The organism is Asticcacaulis sp. P4_H10 (assembly GCF_056400965.1).
In genome coordinates this window covers 23,000-46,867 of the sequence record NZ_JBFUKH010000012.1, presented here as the reverse complement: position 1 = coordinate 46,867, position 23,868 = coordinate 23,000, and the positions used below count along the sequence as shown (strand labels likewise).

33 protein-coding genes are annotated in these 23,868 nt (G+C 59.1%); 25 read left to right on the top strand and 8 right to left on the bottom strand.

Annotated elements, in window-relative coordinates:
* Nucleotides 1-10: 10 nt before the first annotated feature.
* Nucleotides 11-631: a hypothetical protein gene (locus AC1DON_RS20735; protein WP_476936728.1), complete on the top strand. Its 621-nt coding sequence runs from the start codon at nucleotides 11-13 to the stop codon at nucleotides 629-631.
* Here the strand turns inward: AC1DON_RS20735 and AC1DON_RS20730 are convergent.
* Nucleotides 628-1,692, bottom strand: a complete 1,065-nt coding sequence (locus AC1DON_RS20730; RefSeq protein WP_476936727.1) for an alpha/beta hydrolase family protein — start codon at nucleotides 1,690-1,692, stop codon at nucleotides 628-630. The two genes, AC1DON_RS20735 and AC1DON_RS20730, sit on opposite strands and share 4 nt — an antisense overlap.
* 65 nt (nucleotides 1,693-1,757) lie before the next feature.
* Nucleotides 1,758-2,003 (bottom strand): hypothetical protein, encoded by a 246-nt coding sequence (locus tag AC1DON_RS20725; protein ID WP_476936726.1) that lies wholly within the window; start codon nucleotides 2,001-2,003, stop codon nucleotides 1,758-1,760.
* Nucleotides 2,004-2,330: 327 nt separating this feature from the next.
* Here AC1DON_RS20725 and AC1DON_RS20720 point away from each other — a divergent pair, with 327 nt between their 5' ends.
* Complete coding sequence (locus tag AC1DON_RS20720) at nucleotides 2,331-2,873, top strand: alpha/beta hydrolase (RefSeq protein ID WP_476936725.1); 543 nt, start codon at nucleotides 2,331-2,333, stop codon at nucleotides 2,871-2,873.
* A gap of 24 nt (nucleotides 2,874-2,897) precedes the next feature.
* On the opposite strand, the gene AC1DON_RS20715 is transcribed toward AC1DON_RS20720, so the two are convergent.
* From AC1DON_RS20715 to AC1DON_RS20700, 4 genes are all read right to left on the bottom strand, one after another.
* Complete coding sequence (locus AC1DON_RS20715) at nucleotides 2,898-3,191, bottom strand: helix-hairpin-helix domain-containing protein (RefSeq protein WP_476936724.1); 294 nt, start codon at nucleotides 3,189-3,191, stop codon at nucleotides 2,898-2,900.
* Nucleotides 3,188-4,072 carry a DUF4349 domain-containing protein gene (locus AC1DON_RS20710; RefSeq protein ID WP_476936723.1) on the bottom strand — a complete coding sequence of 295 codons (885 nt, stop codon included), beginning with the start codon at nucleotides 4,070-4,072 and terminating at the stop codon, nucleotides 3,188-3,190. Before AC1DON_RS20710 ends, AC1DON_RS20715 begins: the two co-directional genes overlap by 4 nt.
* A gap of 63 nt (nucleotides 4,073-4,135) precedes the next feature.
* On the bottom strand, nucleotides 4,136-5,227 hold the full coding sequence (locus tag AC1DON_RS20705; RefSeq protein WP_476936722.1) for a Fic family protein: 1,092 nt from the start codon (nucleotides 5,225-5,227) through the stop codon (nucleotides 4,136-4,138).
* 127 nt (nucleotides 5,228-5,354) lie between these two features.
* Nucleotides 5,355-5,489, bottom strand: coding sequence for a hypothetical protein (locus AC1DON_RS20700; protein WP_476936721.1), 135 nt, complete (start codon nucleotides 5,487-5,489; stop codon nucleotides 5,355-5,357).
* A gap of 215 nt (nucleotides 5,490-5,704) precedes the next feature.
* On the opposite strand from AC1DON_RS20700, the gene AC1DON_RS20695 reads away from it, so the two are divergent.
* Genes AC1DON_RS20695 through AC1DON_RS20685 form a run of 3 tightly spaced genes read left to right on the top strand, consistent with a single transcriptional unit; the run spans nucleotide 5,705 to nucleotide 7,169 of the window.
* Nucleotides 5,705-5,959: a hypothetical protein gene (locus AC1DON_RS20695; protein WP_476936720.1), complete on the top strand. Its 255-nt coding sequence runs from the start codon at nucleotides 5,705-5,707 to the stop codon at nucleotides 5,957-5,959.
* A gap of 11 nt (nucleotides 5,960-5,970) precedes the next feature.
* Nucleotides 5,971-6,492 carry a hypothetical protein gene (locus AC1DON_RS20690; RefSeq protein ID WP_476936719.1) on the top strand — a complete coding sequence of 174 codons (522 nt, stop codon included), beginning with the start codon at nucleotides 5,971-5,973 and terminating at the stop codon, nucleotides 6,490-6,492.
* Between the two features lie 23 nt (nucleotides 6,493-6,515).
* Nucleotides 6,516-7,169: an SOS response-associated peptidase gene (locus AC1DON_RS20685; protein ID WP_476936718.1), complete on the top strand. Its 654-nt coding sequence runs from the start codon at nucleotides 6,516-6,518 to the stop codon at nucleotides 7,167-7,169.
* Nucleotides 7,170-7,174: 5 nt separating this feature from the next.
* Here AC1DON_RS20685 and AC1DON_RS20680 read toward each other — a convergent pair whose 3' ends face one another.
* Nucleotides 7,175-7,342: a hypothetical protein gene (locus AC1DON_RS20680; RefSeq protein WP_476936717.1), complete on the bottom strand. Its 168-nt coding sequence runs from the start codon at nucleotides 7,340-7,342 to the stop codon at nucleotides 7,175-7,177.
* A 759-nt stretch (nucleotides 7,343-8,101) separates the two neighbouring features.
* Here AC1DON_RS20680 and AC1DON_RS20675 point away from each other — a divergent pair.
* From AC1DON_RS20675 to AC1DON_RS20625, 11 genes are all read left to right on the top strand, one after another.
* The gene (locus AC1DON_RS20675; protein WP_476936716.1) at nucleotides 8,102-9,475 is read left to right on the top strand and encodes a hypothetical protein; all 1,374 of its coding nucleotides are present in this window, start codon (nucleotides 8,102-8,104) and stop codon (nucleotides 9,473-9,475) included.
* Between the two features lie 7 nt (nucleotides 9,476-9,482).
* Entirely contained in the window at nucleotides 9,483-9,872 is a 390-nt protein-coding gene (locus AC1DON_RS20670) for a hypothetical protein (RefSeq protein ID WP_476936715.1), read from the top strand.
* A complete protein-coding gene (locus AC1DON_RS20665) occupies nucleotides 9,872-10,252 on the top strand; it encodes a hypothetical protein (RefSeq protein WP_476936714.1) in 381 nt (126 codons plus the stop codon). Before AC1DON_RS20670 ends, AC1DON_RS20665 begins: the two co-directional genes overlap by 1 nt.
* A gap of 227 nt (nucleotides 10,253-10,479) precedes the next feature.
* On the top strand, nucleotides 10,480-10,737 hold the full coding sequence (locus tag AC1DON_RS20660; RefSeq protein ID WP_476936713.1) for a hypothetical protein: 258 nt from the start codon (nucleotides 10,480-10,482) through the stop codon (nucleotides 10,735-10,737).
* Entirely contained in the window at nucleotides 10,697-12,079 is a 1,383-nt protein-coding gene (locus AC1DON_RS20655) for a PBSX family phage terminase large subunit (protein ID WP_476936712.1), read from the top strand. The genes AC1DON_RS20660 and AC1DON_RS20655 overlap by 41 nt, the downstream gene beginning before the upstream one ends.
* Nucleotides 12,080-13,390, top strand: coding sequence for a DUF1073 domain-containing protein (locus AC1DON_RS20650; protein WP_476936711.1), 1,311 nt, complete (start codon nucleotides 12,080-12,082; stop codon nucleotides 13,388-13,390).
* 104 nt (nucleotides 13,391-13,494) lie between these two features.
* Entirely contained in the window at nucleotides 13,495-14,526 is a 1,032-nt protein-coding gene (locus AC1DON_RS20645; RefSeq protein WP_476936710.1) for a DUF2213 domain-containing protein, read from the top strand.
* 12 nt (nucleotides 14,527-14,538) lie between these two features.
* Nucleotides 14,539-14,967, top strand: coding sequence for a structural cement protein Gp24 (locus tag AC1DON_RS20640; RefSeq protein WP_476936709.1), 429 nt, complete (start codon nucleotides 14,539-14,541; stop codon nucleotides 14,965-14,967).
* An 11-nt stretch (nucleotides 14,968-14,978) separates the two neighbouring features.
* A complete protein-coding gene (locus AC1DON_RS20635; RefSeq protein WP_476936708.1) occupies nucleotides 14,979-15,929 on the top strand; it encodes a DUF2184 domain-containing protein in 951 nt (316 codons plus the stop codon).
* Between the two features lies 1 nt (nucleotide 15,930).
* Nucleotides 15,931-16,140: a hypothetical protein gene (locus AC1DON_RS20630; RefSeq protein ID WP_476936707.1), complete on the top strand. Its 210-nt coding sequence runs from the start codon at nucleotides 15,931-15,933 to the stop codon at nucleotides 16,138-16,140.
* A gap of 172 nt (nucleotides 16,141-16,312) precedes the next feature.
* On the top strand, nucleotides 16,313-17,626 hold the full coding sequence (locus AC1DON_RS20625; RefSeq protein WP_476936706.1) for an SGNH/GDSL hydrolase family protein: 1,314 nt from the start codon (nucleotides 16,313-16,315) through the stop codon (nucleotides 17,624-17,626).
* A gap of 184 nt (nucleotides 17,627-17,810) precedes the next feature.
* Here the strand turns inward: AC1DON_RS20625 and AC1DON_RS20620 are convergent, their stop codons facing one another.
* Entirely contained in the window at nucleotides 17,811-18,992 is a 1,182-nt protein-coding gene (locus AC1DON_RS20620) for an acyltransferase family protein (RefSeq protein ID WP_476936705.1), read from the bottom strand.
* An 89-nt stretch (nucleotides 18,993-19,081) separates the two neighbouring features.
* Between AC1DON_RS20620 and AC1DON_RS20615 the strand changes: the two genes are divergently transcribed.
* The 9 genes from AC1DON_RS20615 to AC1DON_RS20575 all read left to right on the top strand — a co-directional run bounded on the left by AC1DON_RS20615 (nucleotide 19,082) and on the right by AC1DON_RS20575 (nucleotide 23,853).
* The gene (locus tag AC1DON_RS20615) at nucleotides 19,082-19,534 is read left to right on the top strand and encodes a DnaT-like ssDNA-binding protein (RefSeq protein WP_476936704.1); all 453 of its coding nucleotides are present in this window, start codon (nucleotides 19,082-19,084) and stop codon (nucleotides 19,532-19,534) included.
* Complete coding sequence (locus AC1DON_RS20610) at nucleotides 19,534-19,893, top strand: hypothetical protein (protein ID WP_476936703.1); 360 nt, start codon at nucleotides 19,534-19,536, stop codon at nucleotides 19,891-19,893. The genes AC1DON_RS20615 and AC1DON_RS20610 overlap by 1 nt, the downstream gene beginning before the upstream one ends.
* 2 nt (nucleotides 19,894-19,895) lie before the next feature.
* Nucleotides 19,896-20,258, top strand: coding sequence for a hypothetical protein (locus tag AC1DON_RS20605; RefSeq protein ID WP_476936702.1), 363 nt, complete (start codon nucleotides 19,896-19,898; stop codon nucleotides 20,256-20,258).
* Between the two features lie 8 nt (nucleotides 20,259-20,266).
* On the top strand, nucleotides 20,267-20,695 hold the full coding sequence (locus tag AC1DON_RS20600; RefSeq protein ID WP_476936701.1) for a phage tail terminator-like protein: 429 nt from the start codon (nucleotides 20,267-20,269) through the stop codon (nucleotides 20,693-20,695).
* A gap of 64 nt (nucleotides 20,696-20,759) precedes the next feature.
* On the top strand, nucleotides 20,760-21,014 hold the full coding sequence (locus AC1DON_RS20595; RefSeq protein ID WP_476936700.1) for a spike base protein, RCAP_Rcc01079 family: 255 nt from the start codon (nucleotides 20,760-20,762) through the stop codon (nucleotides 21,012-21,014).
* Complete coding sequence (locus AC1DON_RS20590) at nucleotides 20,999-22,216, top strand: hypothetical protein (protein WP_476936699.1); 1,218 nt, start codon at nucleotides 20,999-21,001, stop codon at nucleotides 22,214-22,216. The genes AC1DON_RS20595 and AC1DON_RS20590 overlap by 16 nt, the downstream gene beginning before the upstream one ends.
* 56 nt (nucleotides 22,217-22,272) lie before the next feature.
* A complete protein-coding gene (locus AC1DON_RS20585) occupies nucleotides 22,273-23,010 on the top strand; it encodes a hypothetical protein (protein WP_476936698.1) in 738 nt (245 codons plus the stop codon).
* 121 nt (nucleotides 23,011-23,131) lie between these two features.
* Nucleotides 23,132-23,566, top strand: a complete 435-nt coding sequence (locus AC1DON_RS20580) for a hypothetical protein (protein ID WP_476936697.1) — start codon at nucleotides 23,132-23,134, stop codon at nucleotides 23,564-23,566.
* Nucleotides 23,482-23,853, top strand: coding sequence for a phage tail assembly chaperone (locus tag AC1DON_RS20575; protein ID WP_476936779.1), 372 nt, complete (start codon nucleotides 23,482-23,484; stop codon nucleotides 23,851-23,853). Before AC1DON_RS20580 ends, AC1DON_RS20575 begins: the two co-directional genes overlap by 85 nt.
* Nucleotides 23,854-23,868 lie beyond the last annotated feature (15 nt).

Genomic DNA, 23,868 nt, shown 5'->3' with positions numbered 1-23,868 from the left:
CGCGACCGCCATGGCGAGCCCGTCGAACAGCGTCTTCATCAACTGTCCATTCGACAACGCCTTTGCCACAGGCTTTCAGGCGATCGTCTTCGCCATTTTCCGCTGCGGCTTCCAGGTGCGTTGCGCCCTTGAAGTCGTCGACAGCGGCGAAACCCGGATCGAGAAGCTTTACCGGATCATCGAGCAGAGCCGTTACGGCATTCACGACCTGTCGCGGACCGAACTGGACGCGGTGAACGCCTTGCCGCGCTTCAACATGCCGCTGGAGCTAGGAATCTTCCTGGGCGCCAAACGCTATGGCGACGACGGTCAGAAGAAGAAGCGCTGCGCCGTTTTCGACGTCGAGCGGTATCGCTATCAGAAGTTTATTTCGGACCTGGCCGGCATGGATATCACCGCGCATGGCGGCGATCCGCGCGAGATGGTCGGTCACGTCCGTGACTTCCTGTACGCGGTATCGAAGCGGCAGACCATTCCCGGCCGCGCGGCGCTGCTTGACAGTTATGACCGCTTTATCGTGGCGCTGCCGGCCTTGGCTGCGCCGTTTCATGTCGATCCGACGCGCCTGATCTATCCGGATTTCGAGCGGCTGGTCATCGCCTGGACGCGGGCGGAGGGCAGGGGCGTCTAGCCGAGGACGTGCGTGCGCAGCCAGTCGTCCATGGCTTCATAATAGCCGGCGCAGGGTTTGCGCTCGATCATCTCCATCATCTCCCGCAAGCCCCCTGTGCCGCATTGCTGGATGTTGTGGTTGCCGTCATTGAAGGATTTGACGGTCAGGCGGCGCAGCGTGGCGCGGTAGAGGGCGGATGTCTTGCGCCAGTCGACATTGCTGTCGCGTTCGCCGAACACGGCCAGGACCGGGGCGTCGATCCTGGCCAGGACCTCGGCAAAGCCGGGGACATAGACCTGAAGGCCGGTGGCTTTGTCGACCGTGGCCGCTCCGCTCAGGAAGGGTTTCTGGCCTGACAGGTAGCCGGCTTCGGTACCGGTTGCGCCGCCGTTCAGCCAGACCATGAACGGGTCATTGCGCAGGGTTTCGGTGGCTTTGAGATAGTCGGTATAGGACCCGCCGGTGCTCATGATGGTGAAGCCGCGCCGCCACTCTCCGGTAATACGCGCGACGTCCGGCTCGGGGCGGCCTTCGATGCGCAGGTTGGTTTCGAGCAGATAGGCGAAGTTTTCCAGGGCGTCGGTGCCGCTGACCGAGATCCAGAAGCCGATATCGGGATTTTGCGCCATGGCCAGGGGCGCGATCCAGCCGGCGCGGCTTATGCCCCACAGGCCGGGACGGTGCGCGCCCGGCAAACCGGCCTTTTGCAGGGCGGTGATGGCGTCGATAACCTCAGTGGCGCTGCTCTGGACGGATTGGTTGGCGTCGAACGTGCCGGTGCTTTTGCCGCAGCCGGGCTTGTCCCAGATGGCGGTGGCGATGCCTAAAGCCGTGAAACGGCTGCGCAGGTTGTACCACGAGGTCTGGCCGGCAATGTCGCTGCGGCCATAGCCGTGGACGATGATCAAAAGCGCCCTGGCTGGCTGGTTGGCGGGCGTGTCGTAGAGGCCCGACAGGGTGTTGCCGCCCGACGTGAAGCTGAATTCGCGCGTGGTGAGCGACTGGCCGGGCGCCGGGGCGGCAAAGGCTGTGGCCGCAAGCGCAAGGCCGCCTGTGCAGAAGGTACGTCTGTCCGGCATGTGTGTCCCCTGTTTCGTCGGAGGCTAACATGGGGGGGAGGGGCGGACAAATTACGGTGTGTCCATTATTCCGGTGGAGAGCCGGCCTGTTCGTGTGCGCGCGTCACCTGGCGCCAGGCGAAAAGCGCGGTAGCCGTGGCCGCGACAAACAAAAGCCAGCCCCACCACGGCAGCTCGGCAAACACTTTCCAAAGGGCGAGGGTGAGGCAGCCGAGCACGAAGAACAGCACAAAACGCAGGGGTTCATTGCGGATCGCAAGCGACACGATCAGCAGGGCGACGAGGCTGGCGAGCAGCAGGACGGCGGTCACGGATGCGGTCTCCTTCGGGGGAAAGATTGCAGCACGTCAGCGTGTCGGGGCGCGATCATTATTGCGGCGCGGTAAAGTAAGGCTTTGGAGGGGGTAAAATGGGGTGTGCGAAAAATCCGCAATGAAAACAATGGAATTGTGTCAGCAAATGCTATGGCAATGCTTAAGCAACCAGAAGCAGAACCAGAACCCTAACCAAAAATTTTTACGACTGCTGCTGACGCGCGGGCCTTTGCCGTTCGCATGAAGTTTCAATTTGGTTGGTTGACCGGAAGACGGGGCCAAGGCAGGTTCCGGGCCGACTTTCGAACCCTCCGGAGCCAGCCGATGACCCAGCAAATTCTCTTCGTCCAGGGCGGCGGCGCGGACGTCCACGACCAGTGGGATCAGGCCCTGGTCAACAGCCTGAGGCACGAACTGGGGGCGGGGTACGTGGTCCATTATCCGCGCCTGCCCGACGAGCATGATCCGCAGTACGCCACATGGGCGCCGGTCCTGCGTGAGGCCCTGGCGGAGTTGGGCGACGGCGTGGTGTGCGTCGGCCACAGCGTCGGCGGGACGGTGTTGCTGCACGTCCTGGCGGAAGGCGTCGCGGTCAGGCCTAGGGCGGTGATGCTGATTGCGCCGCCGTTTGTGGGCGACGGCGGATGGGACGTCGAGGGCCTGCCCAAGGTCGATCTGGCACAGGGCGTTGCGGGTGTGCCGGTGCATCTCTACCACGGAACGCGGGACCAGGACGTGCCGCCGGGCCATGCGCGTCTATACGCCAAGGCGCTGCCTGAGGCGGTCGTGGTCGAGCTTCCGGGCCGCGATCATCAGTTGAACAACGATCTCAGCGAGGTCGCGCGCGATATCCGGGCGTTGGGATAGGGTTGGCGTTCAGCACCTTCATTTTCAGGCCGCGAAGTCGCCTTTTTGCTGACGCGCCTTGCGGACCGGCGTGAAGGCCCACCAGTTCAGCGCTTCGCCGGTCCTGGCCTGATGGATGGCGGCGGCGAAGACGTCCCAGACGCACGGATCGTGGCGCGTGCCGGTGGCGATCTGCAAGCGGCTATAGAGGTCGTCCGGATCGCAGGCCGCCAGGGCCGTGACGGTGTCGATGCCGAGAACAGCGAAGTCCTTGCGCGCGGCCGGACCGACGTTTCTGAGAGCCGTCAGGGCGTCGGGAGCGTGGGGCTTCAGCTTCATTGGTCGCCGCGCTTAGCCTTGCGGGCCTTCCACCAGCGGCGCAGGAGCCAGACCGCGCCAATGCCCAGCAGGACGAACGGGACGGCGTAGGCGATGAGGTGGATCAGCGAGGCCAGCGCCCAGACCATGTTGCGCACGATACTGTTCATCGCTTCGCCCAGCGGCGCGAAGGTGCCCTGGGACGCAGCGACGGCTTCGCTTTCGTAGGTGAGCGTCAGGTGGACCGTCGCCACGCGCTTTTTCATGACATTGAGCGATGAGCGCGCGGCGTCGATATCACCCTGGACCTGGGCCAGCTGGGTTTCGGCCTCGACCAGGTCGGCGATCTTGCCGGGGCGGCTGCGGACGATCTCGGCCAGCCGGTCACGCAGGGCCTCCTTGTTCTTGAGGCGCGCTTCGGTGTCGACGATCTGGAGGCTCAGGTCCTCGCTTTCGACGCTGTGGCGCGAGATGCGGCCATTGGCCTTTTTGATGTCGGCGTCGAGACGCGATTGCCAGGTCTTGAGCCAGGCCGGCGTGACGCGCAGTTCCAGCGTGCGGGAGAGGCTGGCGGAATCCTTGTCGTTGCTGCCGCGTGCCGAGATCACCTGGCAGGTCACGGGACCGGCGGCATCGCAGGCTTTCTGATGGGACGCGACCATGGCTTCGAGGCGGGCAGCGGGGAGGACGAAGCTGTATTCGTAACTATAGGCCAGTTGCGGGACCGCGACAGCGATGGCGGTGTTGGCACCGGCGGAAGGGGGGGCGGGAGCGACGAGATCGACCGCAACGCGTTCGTCCATCGCGGCTTCGGCGGCGCTGCTTTCGGCTTTTGGCTGATTGCAGGCGGCAAGCGAGACCGACAGGAACAGGACCGCGCTTAAGCTTCTGAGACCGGACATGGCAACTCCCCTGTTTTGGCCGAGTATGCCTGGGGTTGCGCGGTTTGCAAGCGTAGGGATGGGTTATCGCCCGCCGGACACTTCGAGGAAAAGGCGGACGAGGTCTTTGTTGATGTAGTAGTTGTTGCGTCCGGCCTGGTGCTTTTCGACAAAGCCGTGTTCGGCCAGGGTATCGAGGTATTTCGCCGCCGTCTGGCGTGTGATTTCGAGGTCGATCTGGACGTGTTCGATGCGCGTATAGGGATGCCGGAACATGTTGTTGAGCAGGTCCTGGCTGTAGAGCTTGGGGAGTTCGTCGCGCATGCGGCGTTTGACGGCGGCCATCTGGGTGCCGATGCCTTCGACCAGGCGGATGGTCGTCGCCGATGTCGCGGTCACGGCCTCAAGCATGAAGACGACCCACTCTTCCCAGGCGCCGGTATCACGCACGGCCTGTAGCAGACGGTAATAGTCGGCCTTATGGCGGGTAATGTGACGCGACAGGTAAAGGATCGGGATCTCCAGCAGCCCGGTTCGCGTCAGGTACAGCACGTTAAGAATGCGCCCGATCCGGCCATTGCCGTCGGGGAACGGGTGGATGCTCTCGAACTGATGATGGATCAGCGCCATCTTTATCAAGGGGTCGAGCGATGACACTGCGTCGTCATTTACGAAGCGCTCAAGGGCCGTCATGTGGTCGGCGATTTCGCGCGCGTCCTGGGGCGGGACAAAGACCGTTTCGCCCGTAGTCTCGTTTTTCAGCGCGGTTCCGGGCGTGGTCCGGAAGGCGTCGGTGCGGCCTTTGAGGAGGCGGAACATTTCGATCAGGACGGCGTTCGGGATCAGGCTGGTTTCTGTCAGCTTTCGGAAACCGAGCCGTATGGCGTCACGATAAAGCGCGACCTCCTTGGCAGCGGGGGATTGTGGATCGTCGGGGAAGAGGTCGGCCTGGAAAAGTTCGTCCTGCGTGGTGACGATGTTTTCGACTTCGGAAGAGGCCTTGGCTTCCTGAAGCGCCAGGGTGTCGATCAGGATGCCCTGATTGGGGATTGTCCGGGCCTGGCCTTTCAGGTCTGCCAGCGCCCGGCTGGCCGTGGTCAGGGCCTTGTAGACGCGAATGGTCTCAAGCTCGGCCGGTGGCGGCAGGGTGGGAATGACGTAGGTCGGCTTTAACATGTGGGGGACGATATGTTCGCGAAATGCGAATTTTTTAACATGAGGCGAGGGATGTGTCAGCGAAAAGATGATTTTCGAATATATAGGGGCGTAATTGATAACCTGTTCCGGAAATTCCGCCTCGCGTTTAACGCGACGCGGAGGATGTGTCGGCGAAGTCTGGATCGCGCGGGGCGTAGGTGACGACGGTCAGCTCAAAGCCGTCGCGGATCAGCCAGGCGGTGCGGCGCTGGACAGGCGTGGGCTCGGTGGCATGGGACATGGCGGACTCCTTTGCGGAGATTGCACCATAGGGCGGCGTCGAAGCGCGATGGGGTTTGCGGGGTTAGGGGATAAGAGGAGGGTTGGGAGGGGGGGCGCGCAATGGCGTCGCGGAAAATCTGTTGATTGTGGCGCTCGATCGTTTGGTTCAACCCTCGCGTTCTTGACCTCATCTCGTGAAAAGAACAAACAGGGAACATAATAATGGAGGGTTAGATGAACGCGTTTGAAGCCGTATTGCGTTTGTTCAAGGCTGGCCATATGTCGATTATTGACGTGAAGGCCCAGCTTCTCAACGAATTCACCGGGCCGCGAAGCCAGCATGACGCCATGCTGCTGGCGGACTTTGTCGAAGATGTCGCATTCAATGTACGCAGCGGGCGTGTCTCGGTGCCCGACGCTGTCAATGACCTGGTCGATGTGTGGGCGGCGGAATGCGGGATGCAGTCCTTGCCGCACACCTTGCATTGACGGGTTGCGTCATGGGCAAGGCACGCTGGAACCCTTTGCCGGAGCCAGAGGATTTTATCGCTGACGGTTATCGTTGCGGGCTCGAAGAAGATACGACGATGTACACGGCCAGGAAGGTCGCGCCGGGCGTGTTCAGGATCGGGCTCTATCTCTATTCCGGCAAGCTGAAGCCTCTGACCAAGGGGGCGCCTAAGGTCGATACGTGGTGGGATTGTGAGACGTCCAATGCCGGCAGCCTGAAGGCGTGGAATGCGCGCAACGAAGGCATCATGTTCGGGCGGGTATTCGGATCGGCGTTCATGCCGGTACAGGCCGGAGCCGACCCACAGTTGAAGTTGCTCAGTCGCGATGGCTTTTTGCGCGTGACGTGCGGCAAATGCCAGCGTTCGCGGCTGGACGGAATCGGCTATCTGGCGCGGCAGGGGCGTTTTGGCGACCGGACGCTCAGCGAGTTTGCCGCCGTGGCGCGGTGCGGGCGGTGGGACTGCAATGGCGAGCAGACGGTGATTATTGAAGCAACGGTTGCCAGATAGGCGGATCGTGGCAATATCAGCCTATGTGCGGACGATACAAAGGCCCTGAGGATTGGGCAGAACTTCATGCGGTGTTGAGCGGCTTTGTGCCGCCACGCGAGCAGATGGATTTGCCGATGGAAATCCGGCCGACCAATAAGGTGCCGGTCGTAGTGCAGTCGATGGACGGCTATGAGGTCGCCTATATGCGCTGGGGGCTTGTGCCGGGCTTCTACAAAGGCGCGATAAAGGACTGGAAGGCCACGACCTTCAATGCGCGGCTGGAAGAAATCGGTGACAAGCCGACTTACCGGACGCCGTGGCGGCGCAAGTCCTTCTGCCTGATCCCGGCGGCCTATTTCTGGGAATGGTCCGGTCCGCACCCGACGCAGAAGGGCAAGAAGCAACGCTGGCGAATTGGGCGGGCGGATAACCACCAGATGGTGTTCGCCGGGCTTTACGACACGGCGGCAACGGAGGATGGCGTGGTAACGAGCTGCACCATGCTGACGCATGGCTCAGGTGCGGATATGTCGGCGCTGCACGACCGCGAACCGGCAATCCTGCACCCGGACGAATGGGAGCCTTACCTGGCCGGACGGCTGGACCGGGATTTAACTGAGCCGGTGGGGGCAGGGACCTTGCGGTTGAGCAAGGAGGACGGGTTTGATGGAGTGGCGACGGGCGTGTTGATTTAGGGGGCTTAAATGACGCTGAACACTTTTTCCTGATTCTTTCCGACGGCCGTCGGCTTATCTGGCAAAGCGGCAATATCGAGGGCTTTCACGCCTATTGTATTGCCGAGCCCGAGCTGAAGCTGGCCGTGGTGGGCATGTTCAACCAGACGGACCAGCGTGCCAACGCGGCGCACGATGTGTTGGTCAATGCGGTGCTCAAGGCGGCGGAGCCTGGGGCGCTGGTGTTGCCGTGAGGATGGGGCTGGTTATGGGGGCGGTAGGGGCGGGGGCCTCTTTAAAAGTGACTCTGACCCCTTTTTCTTACGTCATTTTCAAACATGAGGAAGCGCGTAATGCGCTATGAATTCGGCAATTGATAACCTGTCGCTGAAATCGACTATCCACAGGCTGGTCGGATTCCTGTTAATCAATCGCGAATACGTGACACGACAAAAGGGAATCAGATACATCAATGGGTTGAGCGAAGGGCACGGCCTCGTAAACCACCCTTCGCTCAAGTTGAAACCAACGCCGGAGCGCAGGCATCATTGAACCATCCTATGACGTGACAACTGAGTCTCGTCAACGCTCCGGCTTCTTATAGGAGCCACAACATGGCAAAAGCACCAGACAATCATCGTTCACCGTGGACAGCTAATGACGCGAGAACATTATCAAAGCTCGCCGATGGTAATACCCCTACCCGTATAATCGCGTTGAAGATGGAGCGAACTGAAGCTGCCGTCAGATCAAAAGCTTCAGATTTAGACATATCTCTGAAACCGGCGAACCAGAGCCCATACGGCACGAAGAGGTAACCCGTTAAAAAGGTCGGCGTTTGCTCTGTAGGACAGTGTGGAATCCAGAGTGAACGCCGAATTCACGGCATCTGGGATAGTTCATCTGCCTAGGCCGATGCCAAGAATCGTCTACACTTTATAACTAGGTACATAATGGCCCTTATTCGCCCGCGTCTCACAGACTATCACGGCATCATGGTGGCGCAGGCAGACTTAGATTTTGCAATCCCATTTGTTGATGAAGACATTCCGCTTTATGTCGATCCATTCTTGCTTTGGGCATCTCCGTCTCATCAAGACCAAGCGCTTCATACGAGCCTTCTCAATTCGTTCAATCGATTGGGCAACATGTTTGCTGAAGGTGAAGAAAATCATGCATTGTCGACGCTAATCGCTGTTTCAGAATGCGACGAAGTTGGTTTGGGAACGTCAGCCACAAGAACAGGAAAACGCATAGGTAAAACGAAGGCTCGCGAGATACTTACTCTTTTCAAAAGAGTTCCTTATTACGCGCGACATGGCTTTCGGCATTTCGAGGAAATTCAATTCTTTGTAGATGGGATTTCCAAAGATCGAATTAGCGACATTAGTTGTAGTTTCCTGAAATCATTCCTAATTGATTTCACAATTCAGCAGTGCCAAAAAATTGGCATTCCTCGGCAAAATGCAGATGTAGAAAATGTATACAACTATAGAAAAAACGTATTTGAGACGCAAAGCTCATTGAGTTTGCCTGTAAATCCATTGGATGGCAAACCTTTACTTTTTGTACCCAAGCGGTGGCTTCGCTTTGTCCCTTGGCTGAACTACGATGATTACTTCGAGAAGCATTGCCCATGTGACGAGATTTCCCATACTCCAGAGTTCCTCACCCGTGTGGAGGTTCTGGACTATAATCGCGACAACTATGGAGTGGTAGACGCATATGTCCAAGCCAAAGAGCGAACCTTTGAAGATTGTAAAAACGATCCATTGTTCTCTCAAATACCTGTTACTTCGGCCAAGCGAAAATTCGCACAAATAAAGCGCCTTCCAACAGGTAAAGAGGAAAACGCCGACAAAAAATACGAGGATGCTATTGCTCAATTATTGTCGTCGTTGCTTTATCCAAATTTAGACTTCGCCCAAGAGCAAGCTCGAACTGATAGCGGCGTGAGCATTCGTGATCTTATATTTTATAATACGGCCAATACTCCATTTCTTAGAGATATGCACAAGGACTACGGCTCTCGCCAAATAACAATGGAAATGAAGAATGTCGCAGCTATCGGACGTGAACATGTTGATCAGCTCAACCGGTACTTAGCGGATGAGCTTGGAAAATTCGGAATATTTGTTACGAGAAATCCGCTAAAAAAGGCGGAATTTACTCGAACAATTGACTTATGGTCAGGGCAAAGGAAAGCAATTATAGCACTCACCGACGATGACGTTGGGCAAATGGTTGAACTCTTTGAAAGTAAACAACGAAATCCTATAGATGTTATACTAAAAAAATACACTGAATTTCGCGCAAAGTGTCCTTGAGGGAAAAATGGAAAAATTAGAAGACATCGAAACGCTGGAAAAATTTATCGGACAATTGCACGTTTTACATTCCGAAATCTCACAACTGGCAAGAAAATCTCCAAATGATGGACTAAATGAATTCAAGCTAAAATTGGTCAATAAAATTCTCAAAAGCGGAAATAGTCTGATGATTGGTAGCTATAGACCATTTGATGACTTTGAGCAATTCGATGAAGATAGCTTGCCATCAAATAGCGACGTAACTATGATTATTGCGCAATACATGGAGCAGGCTGAGCGTTTTAGGTCTGATAATGTTGTCTACCACGCTTATAAATACTACTACGTTGTAAAAGGCGAATTGACTAGTGTTGAGGGGCGAAAGCCTACGAAGGTCGGAGGGGACGCAAAGTAATGTACGATGCTAATGGAAACTATAAACATGTAACAACGGACGCAACGGTTAATGCCTATGAGGCGACTAGTCCAATATTTGAAGGAATATTGAAAGAAATTAGGGAGTTGTCTAAGAAAAAGCCTGACGCTATTATGAGCGTAAGTAAGGTGAGGATAATAAATCGCGTTTTGGATGATTTGCTACACTTTTTAAAAAATGAGCCTTCAGGAAAGTATTTAGAAAAGCTCGACGAGGATGCGCTGCCTCAGTTTTCTGATGCCGTATTGTCGATGGTTCAGTTTGAAAGCAGTCTTATTGCTTTTCGGTCGAGATATAATGTATATTTAGAGGATTTCATGGAGAGTCGATGGATTACTGAAGAGTTTCTTGCTGATTGATGTTTTATTGACCCCATGCAAACTTGTTTAGGCGCATAGTAGGCTGGCGTAGATGATTTGCGTGCGGTAACACAAAATTCCAAAACGTCGATTGATTCCAGCCTGCATTCTCGGCATTAATGGTCACTAGAGAGACGGGCTAATCGTCTCGGGCGCGGTTATCGGGGACGATAATCGTGCGGAGCCTTGAGAGGTTCCCTCTAACACTCCCTTTCAGAGACATTGAGATGGCGGTTAAGCCTAAACGCGTCAGCGCCGAGGCAGCGGGGGCGCATGGCGAACGCGCGCTGAAAGTGCTGATCGCGATCGCCGAGGACACAGACGCCGCGCCGACCGCCAGGATCGCTGCCGCCAATGCGCTGCTCGACCGGGCCTATGGCAAGGTCGCTCAAGGCTTCGACCACGGCGGCGAGGTCACCATCAGAAAGAGCCTTGCGGATTTTTATGGTGACGATCAGACCGACGCTGAACCCGGCGCTTCGTGAGTTTTGGACGACGCCCGCGCGCAACCGGGTGCTGTACGGCGGGCGGTCGTCGTCAAAGTCCTGGGACGCGGCGGGGTTCGCTGTGTTTCTGGCGGCCAATTACTCGGTGCGGTTTTTGTGCGCGCGCCAGTTCCAGAACCGGATTTCGGAGAGCGTGCATACGCTTTTGAAGCTGCAGATCGCGCGCTTTGGGTTGAGCCACGAGTTTCAGGTGACGCAGACCGCGATCCGGCATGTGAAGACCGGGTCCGAGTTCCTGTTCTACGGGCTGTGGCGGCATATCGACGAGATCAAGTCGCTGGAATCGATCGACATCTGCTGGATCGAGGAAGCGCATAATTTAACCAACGCGCAGTGGGAGGTGCTGGAGCCGACGCTGCGGGGCGAGGGGTCGCAGTTCTGGATCATCTTCAATCCCAGGCTGGCGAGCGATTTTGTCTATCGCCGGTTTGTGACGCAGACGCCGCCCCGGACTGTGCGCCGGCGGATCAATTACGACGAGAATCCGTTTCTGTCGCGGACCATCCGCAATGTCATCGACGCCAAGCGCATTGAGAATGCTGAGGATTACGCGCACGTTTATCTGGGTGAGCCGCGCGAGGACGATGACACGGTCATTATCCGCCGGGCGTGGGTCAGAGCTGCGATCGATGCGCATCGGCGGCTGGGTTTGGAGGCTTTGGGGGCGCGGCGGGTTGGCTTTGATGTGGCCGATAGCGGCGGCGATCTGAATGCGGCTGTGGTCGTGGACGGGTTTCTGTGCGTCGGCGTTGACGAGTGGAAGGCCGCCGAGGACGAGCTTTTGAAGTCGGCCGGGCGGGTGCATGGGTTGGCCCGCGAGCATAATGCTGCGATCGATTACGACAGTATCGGCGTGGGCGCCTTTGCCGGGGCGCACTTTCAGGCTTTGAACGCAGAGCTTGGGGCGGCTGTGGCGTGGTGCGGGTTCAATGCCGGGTCGGGCGTCGTCAATCCTGAGGCGCGCATTGATGTGCGCGATCCTCAGTCGAAGCGCAACAAGGACTTTTACGCCAATCTGAAGGCTCAGGCGTGGTGGAGCGTGGCGGCCAGGTTTCGCAACACGTTCAACTATGTCGAGCGTGGGGTGGTGTGTGCGCCCGATGAGATGATCGCCATCGATAGCGGCGTGCCGCATCTCGACCGGCTGATCGACGAGCTGTGTACGCCCAGGCGCGATTTCGATGCTGCCGGGCGGGCCAAGGTCGAGAGCAAGAAGGATCTGGCCAGGCGCGATGTGCCTTCGCCCAATCTTGCGGATGCTTTCGTGATGGCGTTCGCGCCGCGTGAGCGCGGTAGCTTCTATGGATTTGAAGGGGTTTAGATGAGCCAAATGTTTGCCCGCATCGGTGACAGCCTGACCAATTTGGTGGCACGGCTGGGGACCGATCGCGACAAGGCGGCGCATTCGGTCTATGCGCCCAATGTGTTGACCGATGACCAGATCGCGCACGCCTATGACTATGCCTGGCTGCCGCGCAAGATCGTCGATATTCCGGCTTTCGACAGCGTGCGCGCCTGGCGGAACTGGCAGGCCGAGGCGGCGCAGATCACGCTGATTGAGGGTGAAGAGCGGCGGTTGGGCGTGCAGCGTAAGGTGTTGGCGGCGCGGATCAAGGCAAGGCTGTGGGGTGGCGCGGCGATCCTGATCGGCACGGGTGAAAGTGATTTGAGCGGGCCTTTGGAGGTTTCGCGCGTGGGGGCAGGTGGGGTGAGGTATCTCACCGTGCTGTCGTGCCGTCAGCTTACGGCCGGCGAGATCGAACGCGATCCGGCTTCGGAGTTCTATGGCGCGCCGGCGGTGTATGGTCTGCGGACCGGCAAAGGGCAGGAGCTGAAGATCCATCCGTCGCGGTTGGTGATCTTTCATGGCGCCGCGCGGGCTGATCCGGCTTTGAGTGCTTCGGTTTATGGCGGGTGGGGCGACAGTGTGTTGCAATCCGCCATCGATGCGGTGAAGCAGGCGGACAGTACCGCGGCCAATATCGCCAGCCTGATTTTCGAGGCCAAGGTTGATGTCGTCAGCGTGCCGGGGTTCATGGAGAACCTGAGGGCGGGCGGCGAGGACTATGAGGCGCAGTTGCTGAAGCGGTTTGCTTTGGCGGCGCGTGGCAAGGGTATCAATGGGACTTTGATCCTGGATGCTGAGGAGCGTTTCGACAGCAAATCGGCGGCGTTGACGGGTTTGCCGGAGGTGCTCGATCGGCTTTTGCAGATTGTCTCGGGGGCTGCGGATATTCCGGCGACAAGGTTGCTGAGCCAGACGCCTGCCGGGATGAATGCCACGGGCGAGAGCGATCTCAGGAACTATTATGACCGGATCAGCGCCATGCAGACGCTTGAGACCGGGCCGGCCATGGTCAGATTGGATGAATGTCTGGTTCGGTCGGCCCTGGGCGCGCGGCCGGCTGAGGTGCATTATCGCTGGGCGCCGTTGTGGGGTTTGAGCGAGGTTGACCGGGCAGGGGTGTTTGAGGCCAAGGCCCGGGCGGTGCGGGCGATTGTTGGCACCGGCGGGGATTGCCCGGCTCTGTTGCCGGTGGAGGCCGTGGCGAAGGCGCTTGGCAACGAGCTGATCGAGGATGGGAGCCTGGCCGGGTTGGAAGCGGCGTTGGCGGGGGGCGGCGAGGGCTGACAATTCGGTTTAGCCCCGCCCACCATCTGCTCCGCAGATGGTCCCCCCTCCCCATAAATGGGGAGGGCGAAGAAGCTATATGCTTGTGAAAGGTTAGTTTCAAAATGCAATTTATCGATCAGGCTTCCGTCGCGGGGACGCGGCGGACCGGTGACGGATACCTTGTGGCCGAAGCAAAGGCTGTCAGGGCCGGGATTCAGCTCTATACCGGCGCCGAGGTTGGCATGCCGGAGATGTGCGTCGTGCGCGTTTATCGCCCGCCCGAAGAGGTCTTTGCCGACGCCAGCTTGCAGAGCGCAAGTCATGCACCGGTAACGCTGGACCATCCCGATGCCGATGTGACGGCCGAAAACTGGAAGGACCTGGCGGTCGGCGAGGTGTCGACCCTGGCGCGGAAAGAGGGCGAGTGGGTGCAGTTTCCGCTCATCCTCAAGGACGCTGTCGCTATCCGCGCCGTCGAGGCCGGCAAGCGCGAGCTGTCGGCCGGGTACACCTGCGTGCTCGACTGGACGCCCGGTGTGACCGAGGCCGGCGAGGACTACGACGTTCGCCAGACGCAGATACGCTTCAACCATGTTGCCCTGGTCGACCGGGCGCGCGCCGGGGCCGAGGCCCGCATCGGCGATGGCTGGGGCGTGTCACCTATTCCTGAAAAATCCGACGCAACCCCCTTAGAGGAAAACTCCATGACCCTGAAGACGGTAACCGTCGACGGCGTGCCGATCGAAGTCAGCGATCAGGCCGCCGCCGTCATCGCTGATTTGCAACGGCGCGTCGCCGGTCCGGCACTGGAACGACTGGTGGCCGATCGCGCCATACTGATCGTCGCTGCCCGCACCATCGTCCGCGACATCCGCACCGAAGGTTTGAGCGACAACGACATCCGCAAGGCCGTGGTGGCTGCCCGCCTGGGCGACGCCGCCGTCGCCGGGCGGACGCCGGCCTATATCGAGGCGCGCTTCGACATCCTGGCCGAAGAGGCGATGCGCGACCGTACCGCCGATCCGTTCCGCGATGCGGTGTCTTATGGGCTCAAGGCGCCTTCGGGCGATCTGCGTGCTCAGGCCGACGCCGCCCGCCGTACCCGCAACCAGGCGCTTCGTGACGCGTGGCAATCGCCCGCCGTCGAAGCCTAACAGGAGATTTCCATGTCTTATGTACAGACCAACTATATCGATACCCCCATCGCCGGTTACGCCGGCCTGGTCGCCAATGGCGAGACGTCGAACCGCATCAGCCGCACGGTTGAAGACGCCACGGCCATTCCGTTCGGCAAACCTGTGTTTCGCGGCAGCGGCGACCACGGCGTCACTGCGACGCCGAACGCCGCGACACTCCTGGGCATCACCATCGCCAACACGGCCGGCCAGGACGACAGCCATGCGCGTTATGCAACGGCGGCCATCCTGACCCAGGGCGTCATCTGGGTCACCGCGACCGGCAATGTGGCGGACGGCGATCAGGCCTATGTCAGCGCCGGCAATATCAGCAACAGCAATTCCGGCACCATCCTCACCGGCTGGTTCTTCCAGGACACCCTGAACGGCGGCGGCCTGGTCCGTCTGGCCAAGCGCTAGGAGGCGCCTTAATGCACACCCAAACCTTTACCGACGCGCAGCAGTCGGCGCTGGGCTTCGTGACGCCCGCCTTTTACAATATCGAGCGCACCGTCTATCAGCGCCGCTACCCGTCCTATGACTATGCCTCGCTGATCCCCGTGATCACCGAAGGCAGCGAATGGGCGCGTGGCACGCTGTTCCGGTCGTCCGACGTCACCGGCAAGGCCGAATTCCTGTCCGGCAAGGCGCAGGACCTGCCCTATGCCGATGTCACCGGCGAGCAACTGCTCAAGAGCTTCGAGCTGGCCGGGATCGGCTACGAGTGGACGCTGGAGGAGGTCGAGACGGCCGCCATGGAAGGCCGCAATCTCAGCGACGAGAAGGCGCAGGCTGCCCGCAAGGTGGCCGAAAGCTTTCTGTGGAAGATCGCCATGGCCGGCGACGCCGAGAAGAACTGGACGGGCCTGATCAACGATCCGATCGCTACCAGCGGCTCGGCCATCGCCGATGGCACCGGTTCGTCGGCGCTGTGGGCCAACAAGGACGCCGACAAGATCCTGCGTGACGTCAACAACGCCATCGGCGGCATGACCACGGGCTCAAGCGATGTCGAGTTGGCCGACACGGTCCTGATGCCGTTCGACCGGTGGAACCGGCTGGCGACGACACGCCTGGCCGGTGAGGGCAGTGTGTCGATCCTGAAGTTCCTGCAGGAAAACAACGCCTATACAGCCGAGACCGGTGTGCCTTTGACCGTGCGGGCCTTGCGGGCGCTGACCAACGCCGGCACCAGCGGCCAGGCGCGTATGGTCGCCTATCGCCGCGATCCGGAAGTCGTGCGCTTCCATCTGCCGATGCCGCACCGTTTCCTGGCGCCGTTCCAGAAGTCGTCCATGACTTTTGAGGTCGCCGGCATCATGCGCACTGGCGGCACCGAAATCCGGCTGCCGAAAGCCGTGGCCTATATCGACGGCATCTGACGTGTACGTCCGCAATATCGACCGGGGTCTGAGGGGCGTGAATACGCTTCAGGGTATCGTGTACCTGGCGCCGGGCGAAGGCCGCGACGTGGAACTGGTGGCGGTTGAAGAAGCCTCCGCCAGGGCCACGGGGTGGTTCGCGTTCGGCGGGGTGGAGAGGGCGGCGCCTGCGATGGTGCGGAAGCGGCGGAAGGCTGTGGTCATCGGCTGAGAGCGTGATTTGCAGCAATGTTGGCGACGTGATGTCCGGCCCAGCCAAGAACCGCCGGAATGGATTCGCACATTGCTAGGCGGCACAGGCGCCCGACACGCCTGTGCCGACTTTTCTGAACATTTTTAAACGGAACTGCAGCCCTTTTTGGGGCAGCCCAAGGGAGATCGTCATGCAGATTACCAACAACACGAACGGTCCGAAAAGCGTCAATACCGTCAACGGTGTGGTGAACATCGAGGTCGGCCAAAGCGTCACCGTGAGTGTTTACGCCCGCGAAAAAGGCGGGATAGAGGCCGCAGGCCTCACAGTTAGTGGCATCTATGCCGCCAACCTAGGCGAAAACTCGCGCGCATTAAGTCGAGAGGTCCGTCCTCATATTTATAATTACAACAGCGGTTCGCTTTCAAAGTTTAAGGACGCGCTTCAGCGCTCTTCTTCAGGCGGCGTTAGGCTCCGCTATGTCCGTGTGGGGGATTCCGTCACAGCTGGTGCGGGGTCGGGTACCGGTACTAACGCGATGACAGACGCGTTCGACAAAGCGCCACCGGCATACTTGGCAAGGATGCTTCAAAATGACGGTCTGAACGTAAACGTGAATACGCTCGTCTTCGATGCTGCCAATCCCAATGCGGGTTTAGCAAACGGAGTCTTATACAATTCGCGGCTTTCTTTTAGCGGAGCGACTGACGGAAGTGCTTGGACTCGCAACGCGCAAATGTATTCAAACGCGGCCACGACCGACGATCTCGTTTTCCAGCCCAAGGATTTAGCTGGTAACGTCACAGCGACTGATACATTGGTCGTATGCACGATCGCTGGTACCGGCGTGGTGAACTCTGGCGATTTTGTTGTCAAAGATAACAATGCCACCGTTCAAACTGTCGCTCAATCGACAGGTGCTCAACGTATGCTCGTTACGACAGTCACGCGTACCAAAAGTACGAACCCATGGAAAATCGCAAAGGCGGCGGCAAATTCATCCAGCTTGTTCGTTGAGTGGTTTGAGGCCTATGATTCCACGAGCACGCAGATCAGCATTTTTAACGCTGGCCTATACGGCTATGCCTCTTCGGGGTGGAATAGTGCGACCCAAGTATGGGACAAAAGAAATTTATTTAAATCCTTAGCGCCAGACGTTGTTGAACTCGCCATAGGCGTAAACGATGTCCGTACCAACGTGTCTGCAGCAACATACAAATCGCAGATGCAAGCAATAATTGCCGCGGTAAAAGCCGCCGGCTCCGACGTGTGGTTAGCCCGATACCATCCCGATAACGCGCCTGTTAATCCAAGCCTTTTGCCCGCCTATCGGCAAGTTCAATACGAGCTCGCGGACGAAAACAACTGCCCTCTTATCGACTTGACCAAGTCTTTTGTCAGCTATGACGTCGCAAGCAGTCGTGGATACATGTCTGACACATTGCACTTGTTACCGTTAGGAAGCGCGGCGTTGGCTGAAAGTTCTCACGCCTTCTTCATCTAGCTTCCTAGTTTCTCCCGCCGCAATATTTGGTCGTAGCGGTCATGACAGCACGAGCCTATTATTATGGGGCTGGTGACTATTGTCACAGTCATCAATAATAAGCCTTTTATGGGCGTCTAGGTCAGGTCATTGATGGGATTAAAGCTCTTTCTAAATATTGAACAAGGCGGCCCTGAATGCGCCATTACGGTGTTGCAGGTCCCTTGGAATGGTTAGGTTCTAACTTCTTCTTAACCACCAATTTGTTCAAGATTTTGGTCACTGGCTTCTCGAAGATCAAATAAAAGGCGGAAGCCCCACATAACGCGACGACCATTGCAACGCTCATAAATATCCAAGGAGCATCGATATCGGTCTTTTTGAATATCAGTCCCGTTATATTGATCGCGAATGGATGTGAAAGATACAGGGCGAAAGATATGTTCCCGCCGAACACCAGAGCACGAATAACAGGATTTGCGGTCCCTGGCTTTTCGATCATGACAAGGCCCGCACAAATCATGAGTGCAGGAATGCCCAGCCAAAGAGAGCGGCAGTAGAGGGCAAAGGTATCCAGTTTGTAGTACTTGGCAATAATAATCAGCAACAGCCCCGCGATCGAGAGGCAAAGCCCCACTGGTACGTTGAGACGCCATCCCTGCTGAAAGAGCCAGGCGAGACCGATACCAAACACAAATTCCAGGACAATCGAATCGAACCAGAATTTAAGAACTGGCGCCTGGACGACACCGGTCATCCCAACAAGTCCAAAGATCGCCAATGATGATATGACAAAAATCATACCCCTTCGGAAATCAAACATAAGCGCGATTGCAAACAAGACGTAGAAGAACATCTCGTAATTCAGCGTCCAGCCCAAAGACAGCACTGGATAATAAGCGTCGTAAGCATTCTTGTAGGGTATGAATAGGTATGATTGGACGATGTCCGATATAGACATGCTGCCCTTATCGACGCTTCCAGCAAACAGACTTGCGGCGATAATCATCAATGTCGTGAAGAACCAATAGTTGGGCACGACCCGAATAATCCGGCGGAGCATGAAGTCTATGGAAGCTGCCGGTTTGCCGAACTGCTGGCTACCAATTGTGTACATTATGAAGCCGCTGATGACGAAGAATACATCCACGCCACCCGGCCAGAAGAAGAAATCAACAACCTGATAATGGCTGTTGTCGATAAACGCCTTTGTCCTGGACTCGTGCTGAACGTGCTCGAAGAGGACGCAGGCGGCTGCGAAGAACCGCAGAACCTGAAGGTTTTTAATTACTGAAGTGGTGGCCTGCTTCGGTACCCGGTGCCACAATCCACTGAGTGTTCCTTGCTGCTGCATATCGGTTCCACCCCATCCGGTTGAGGACGGCAATCTGCCCTCCTTTTTGCTGCAGCGCAACGGCCTGCAGAGGGCGAAATTAGCTTCACTGATTTTACGGTCGCAATTCATACAGAGGTCACATGCCCGGATACGGATCAGATCAAGGTTTCAATGACTGGCTGGTGACTAGTGGTCACATCTTGCCGGAAGGCGCGGCGGCGGCCGGCGTGCTGAGGCTGCGGGCGGCGACCTATATAGATGCCGCTTACGGCAGCCGGTTTGTCGGCGTGGCTGTGGGAGGCGCAAGCCAGGAACGCGCCTGGCCAAGGACCGTGCATGGTGGCGTAGTGCCTGCCGCCGTGGTCGAGGCCTGCTATCAGGCCGCATGGTTCGAAGCCAATAATCGGGGCGGGCTTGTAAAGGCTGGTACGGCAGCCACAAACGTCAGGCGCGAAAAGGTCGATGCGCTTGAGGTCGAGTATGTTGCGCCGCAAGGGCCGTTCGCGGCGGCCTTGACGCCCGTCATTTCGATTGTCGATGGCCTGCTGGCGCCCTATCTGGTCGCCAACGCCGCCGGCATGTGGGTCGTCTGATGGACGCGCTCTACACGCGGGCCACGGCGACGGCCGGACGGTTGCTCAAACAATATGCCCAGGGCCTATATACCCTGACGCGCACTTCGGCGGGCGTCGTTGATGCTGACGCGCCGTGGGAGGTCGTGCCGGCAACCGTTCAGAGCTGGGACCTGGACGCCATAGGCAAATCGATCAGCCGCCAGTTTGTCGACGGCAAGACCGTGGTGTCTGGCGATCGCGAGGTTCTGGCGGCTGTGTTTGGTGATCAACCCCGGCCCGGCGATGTGCTGACCAAGGATGGTGTGGCCTTGACGGTTATTCGCGTCATACCTGTCACCGATGCCGGGGTCGCCTGGCGGTTCATCGTTAAAGGATAGCCATGAGCAGCGGATTTGTCGACCAGGTCGCTGCGTGGCGCCTGTCGGTCGAGGCGGCGGCCACAACCGTCCTTCGCGAAGCCGTGCGCGCTGTCGCCGCCGAGGCCGGGGACAATGCCGGGCCGGGCGATGTCGGCGACGATATTCGCCGCCAGATGGGCTCGGTCAATGTCAGCAGTCTGCGGCTGGGGACGGTGTTTGAGGTGACGGTCAGACACGACCGCAGCCAGGCACTCAACTACGGTTTCACCATTACTGACGAATGGCGGCGTACGCACAGCCAGCCGGGCCGCAACTTTATCGGCCTGGCCGCGAGGCGCTGGCCGCGCATCGTGGGCGAGGCGGCCCGAAAATATAAGACATAGGAGGCGTCATGCCTGCCATTGAGACGCGGATATGGATGGCCCTGCGCCAGCGTATCCTCAGCCTGCCGGGCGGTTATCCGTTTGATTTCGTCGATCCTGAGTTTGTGCGGCCGGCGGACGGGACAGGGGCATTGCCCTTTGTCGAGGCCGCCAATATCGACGGTGCGCCTGAGCGCATTACGCTGGGGAGCGACGATCCCGACGACCGGGGCGGGATATTGACCCTGACCTTGATGATGCCGGTGCACCTGAAGCGCACCCGCGAATACCTGAAAGAGCAGGGCGGGCGGATCGCCGCGCACTTTGCCAAGGACCTTAAGCTTTCTTTTGACGGTGTGACGGTGCGGATCGAGACCACGCCGCGTGTCGTCGATCCTTACCGCGACGACGCCTACTGGCGCGTTCCCGTTTCCATCCGCTGGCAATCTTTTTCTTAAAGTCCGGCTTTTTCTCAAAGTCTGGCTTTTTCTTAAAGTTTGACCTTTTCCTGAGGTTCCTGAAATGCCCCTGAACGCCAATGAACTGCTGCGCACCGCCGCGGCGAGTGACATCGTGCCTGTTACCAAGAATGACGACCAGGATTTTGCCGGCGGTATCTGCCGAGGTCTGTGGGTCGGCACGACCGGGACTGCCAATATCCGCACCGCTGCCGGCGTTGTTCGCACGAGCGTGCCCCTGATCCAGGGCGTGAATCCGATCATGTGCGTCCGGGTGCTTACCGGTGGCTCGGCGACCGACATATGGGCGATGTACTGATGCTGGGCCTCGGTCTCGGCATGAGTCTGCCGAAGCGCAGGGCGGGCAATCTTTCGGGGCTGGCGATCCCACCCGGAGCCATATTTGTTGTCGAAGGCGACAACGTGGCGGCGCAGGTCGATGGCCGGAGCCTGGCGGCCTGGATGGGCGCGCTGTCGAATGGCAGGATGACCTTTCCGCCGAACGTGACGCCAGGCACCGAGGGGGCGAACAGCCATACGCTTCAGCAGGTCATGGCTGATGTCCCGGGTGTCCTGGGCAAGTATCCTGCACTGACCCACGTGGTCATTCATGCCGGACGCCACAGTCTGACGGCCGGCCTGGAAACCATGAAGACGCAGGCGGAGGCAATCATCGATGCATACAATATCGCCAATGTTCATGTCGTCTGGTCTTGCGTGCTTAAGGCGACCGACGCCGTGGGAACCAATTCGACCCACGAAGCGACGCGGACAGGCTTCAATGCCTGGATGGCGGGACTTGGCGGGAAGCGGCTGACGGTCGTCAATCACGACGCCAACTTCGTACCGGCCAGCCAGCCGGCGCTGGTCCAGGCGGGTGGAATCTATCCCACGGCGGCGGGCGCGCGCGTCATCGCCGGCAATATCGTGGCGGCCATGTCATTCCTGGCATCGAGCCACGTCGCATTGATGCCGTCGGCCAATGCGCTGACGAATGCGGCCTTTGCCGGAGCGTCGCCGTTCACGACCGGCTTTACGGCGGACAGCGTGGTTCCGACCAACTGGGGCCTGCTCAACGACACTGGCGCAACGGTAAAGGCGTCGGTGCTGGATCTGGGCGGCGTGCGCACGGTTGAGCTGCTGGGCAGCGGCGCCTCCAGCAATGCTGGCGTCGATCTCAGGCTGTCACGGCAGACCGCCTATGAGCTGCCGGTGCAGGAAGGGCAATGGGTGGAAGGCGGCATGTTCGTCGATATCGCCAATGCCACAGGGACGGGGGACGCGGTCGGTGTCACAGGCTGGTCGGTCCTGATCGGCGACACCTACGCTTTCCGGAAAGACCACGCCGCCGCCAGCTTCGGCGACATGGGCGGGCGGTTCTCGGGCTTCGTCCGCGTCCCGCCGATGAAGCGAACCAGCGCGAGCAACTTCCAGTCTTTCGGCTTCTACGCCCGCCTGGCCACGGGCACGGTCGACGTCCGCATCAGGCTTTGGTCGCCTTACGCCTGCGTGGCCGGATAATTCGATTTTTCAACGCGCTGCGGCGCATTCCTAACCTTCATTGAAAGGATACTGATATGGCGCTTCAAAAAGTGGCCGGTGAGAAACTGTATATCGGCGGTGCGCTGCCGGACAAGGCGGTCGACTATGTCGCGGCCGATTTTACGTCACAGACCTGGGTGCTGGTCGATGGCTATGCCAGCCGTCCGCCGCTGGGCGACCAGTCGGCCGAGATCGCCACCGACCTGATCAATCGCGGCCGGACCGTGGTGCAAAAGGGCACGCGCCGTTCGCCGGCCGGTGAGCATCGCTTTGCCGCCATCGCCAACGATCCCGGCCAGGTCGCTTTGAAGGCGGCCGCCGATAGCAACGCCAGCTTTGCTTTCAAGCTGGTCAAGGACGATGCCGTACCTTCGCGGTCGGCAACGGTGACGATCTCGACCGCCGTGGCGGGCGTTGTGAGCTGGGCGGCGCACGGTCTGGCCGTCGGTGATCCGGTCAGGTTCAGCACCGGCGGCACGCTTCCGGCCGGCCTGACGCCCGATTCCGTAACCTATTACGTCAAGACTGTCGTCACGCCGGGCTCCTTCACCGTTTCCACGACGCCTGGTGGCTTGGCGGTCGATACCTCGGCCAATGCCGGTTCCGGCACGCACACGGGAACGACCGTACCATCGGGCACCGTCGTCAACTTTATCGGCCTGGTCCTGTCCAAGACCGACCAGGGCGGCGAAGCCAATACGGCGTCGATGATCACCTTCAACATCGCGCCCAATTCCAACATCGTCGAAACGGCCGCCAAGCCGGCGTCTTAAACTTCGAAACGAATACCGGTCCGGCACCGGTCGAGAGACACCGTGTCCGCCTTCGGGCGGCGCGGTCAGGGGAGAGTGATGTCGGCGCTCTCCCCGTCCTTTACCGACAAGAGGTTATTCCATGGACTTCACAGCCAACAAGAAGAACAGTTTCGCTATCGCCGCCGGCCAGTGGGTCGGCGACATTCCTGGCCAGGGCGAGGCCCGCCTGCGTGTCAGGGGCCTGAACAGCCCGGTCGTGCGTGCCTTGCGCAGCCTGAAGGAGCGTAAGGTCCCCCGCGACCAGCGCGAGCGTGACGGAGCGATCAAGGCCGAGCCGCAGTTTCAGATCATGCGCGAGATCCTGCATGAAGCCGTGCTGCTCGATTGGGACGGTTACAGCCTGGGTGGCAAGCCCTTGCCCTTCAGCCTGGAGACGGCCGGAAAATATCTGCTGGATCCCGATTTCGAAGCCTTCGCCGACGCTGTCGTCTGGGCCGCCAATGTCGTCGACCAGGGCCGGGCGGAGCAGGAGCCGTTGGCAAAAAACTCAAAAGCGCCGTCCTCTGGCGCCTGAACCATCTGGAGGCCTTCGCCTGGTTCGCGGACAACGGCCGCGACGCACCGGAGGAGATAAGGCCGCCCGAACTGATGCCGGGCGCACAGTGGGTGCTTGAGGCGTTTCTGACGCTGATGGGCGACCGGCCGGTGGGCTTTGGGCTGACGCCGATCCCGTTTGCCGCCATCGCTGGTTATGCCCGCCTTTACGGGCTGAGTGATCCCGACGATTTCGAGCCGTTTATCACGCTTATCCAGGCCATGGACACGGCCTGGATGGAGGCCGTCAAGGCCAGAGACGGCTGAGCCCGTCCCGTTTTT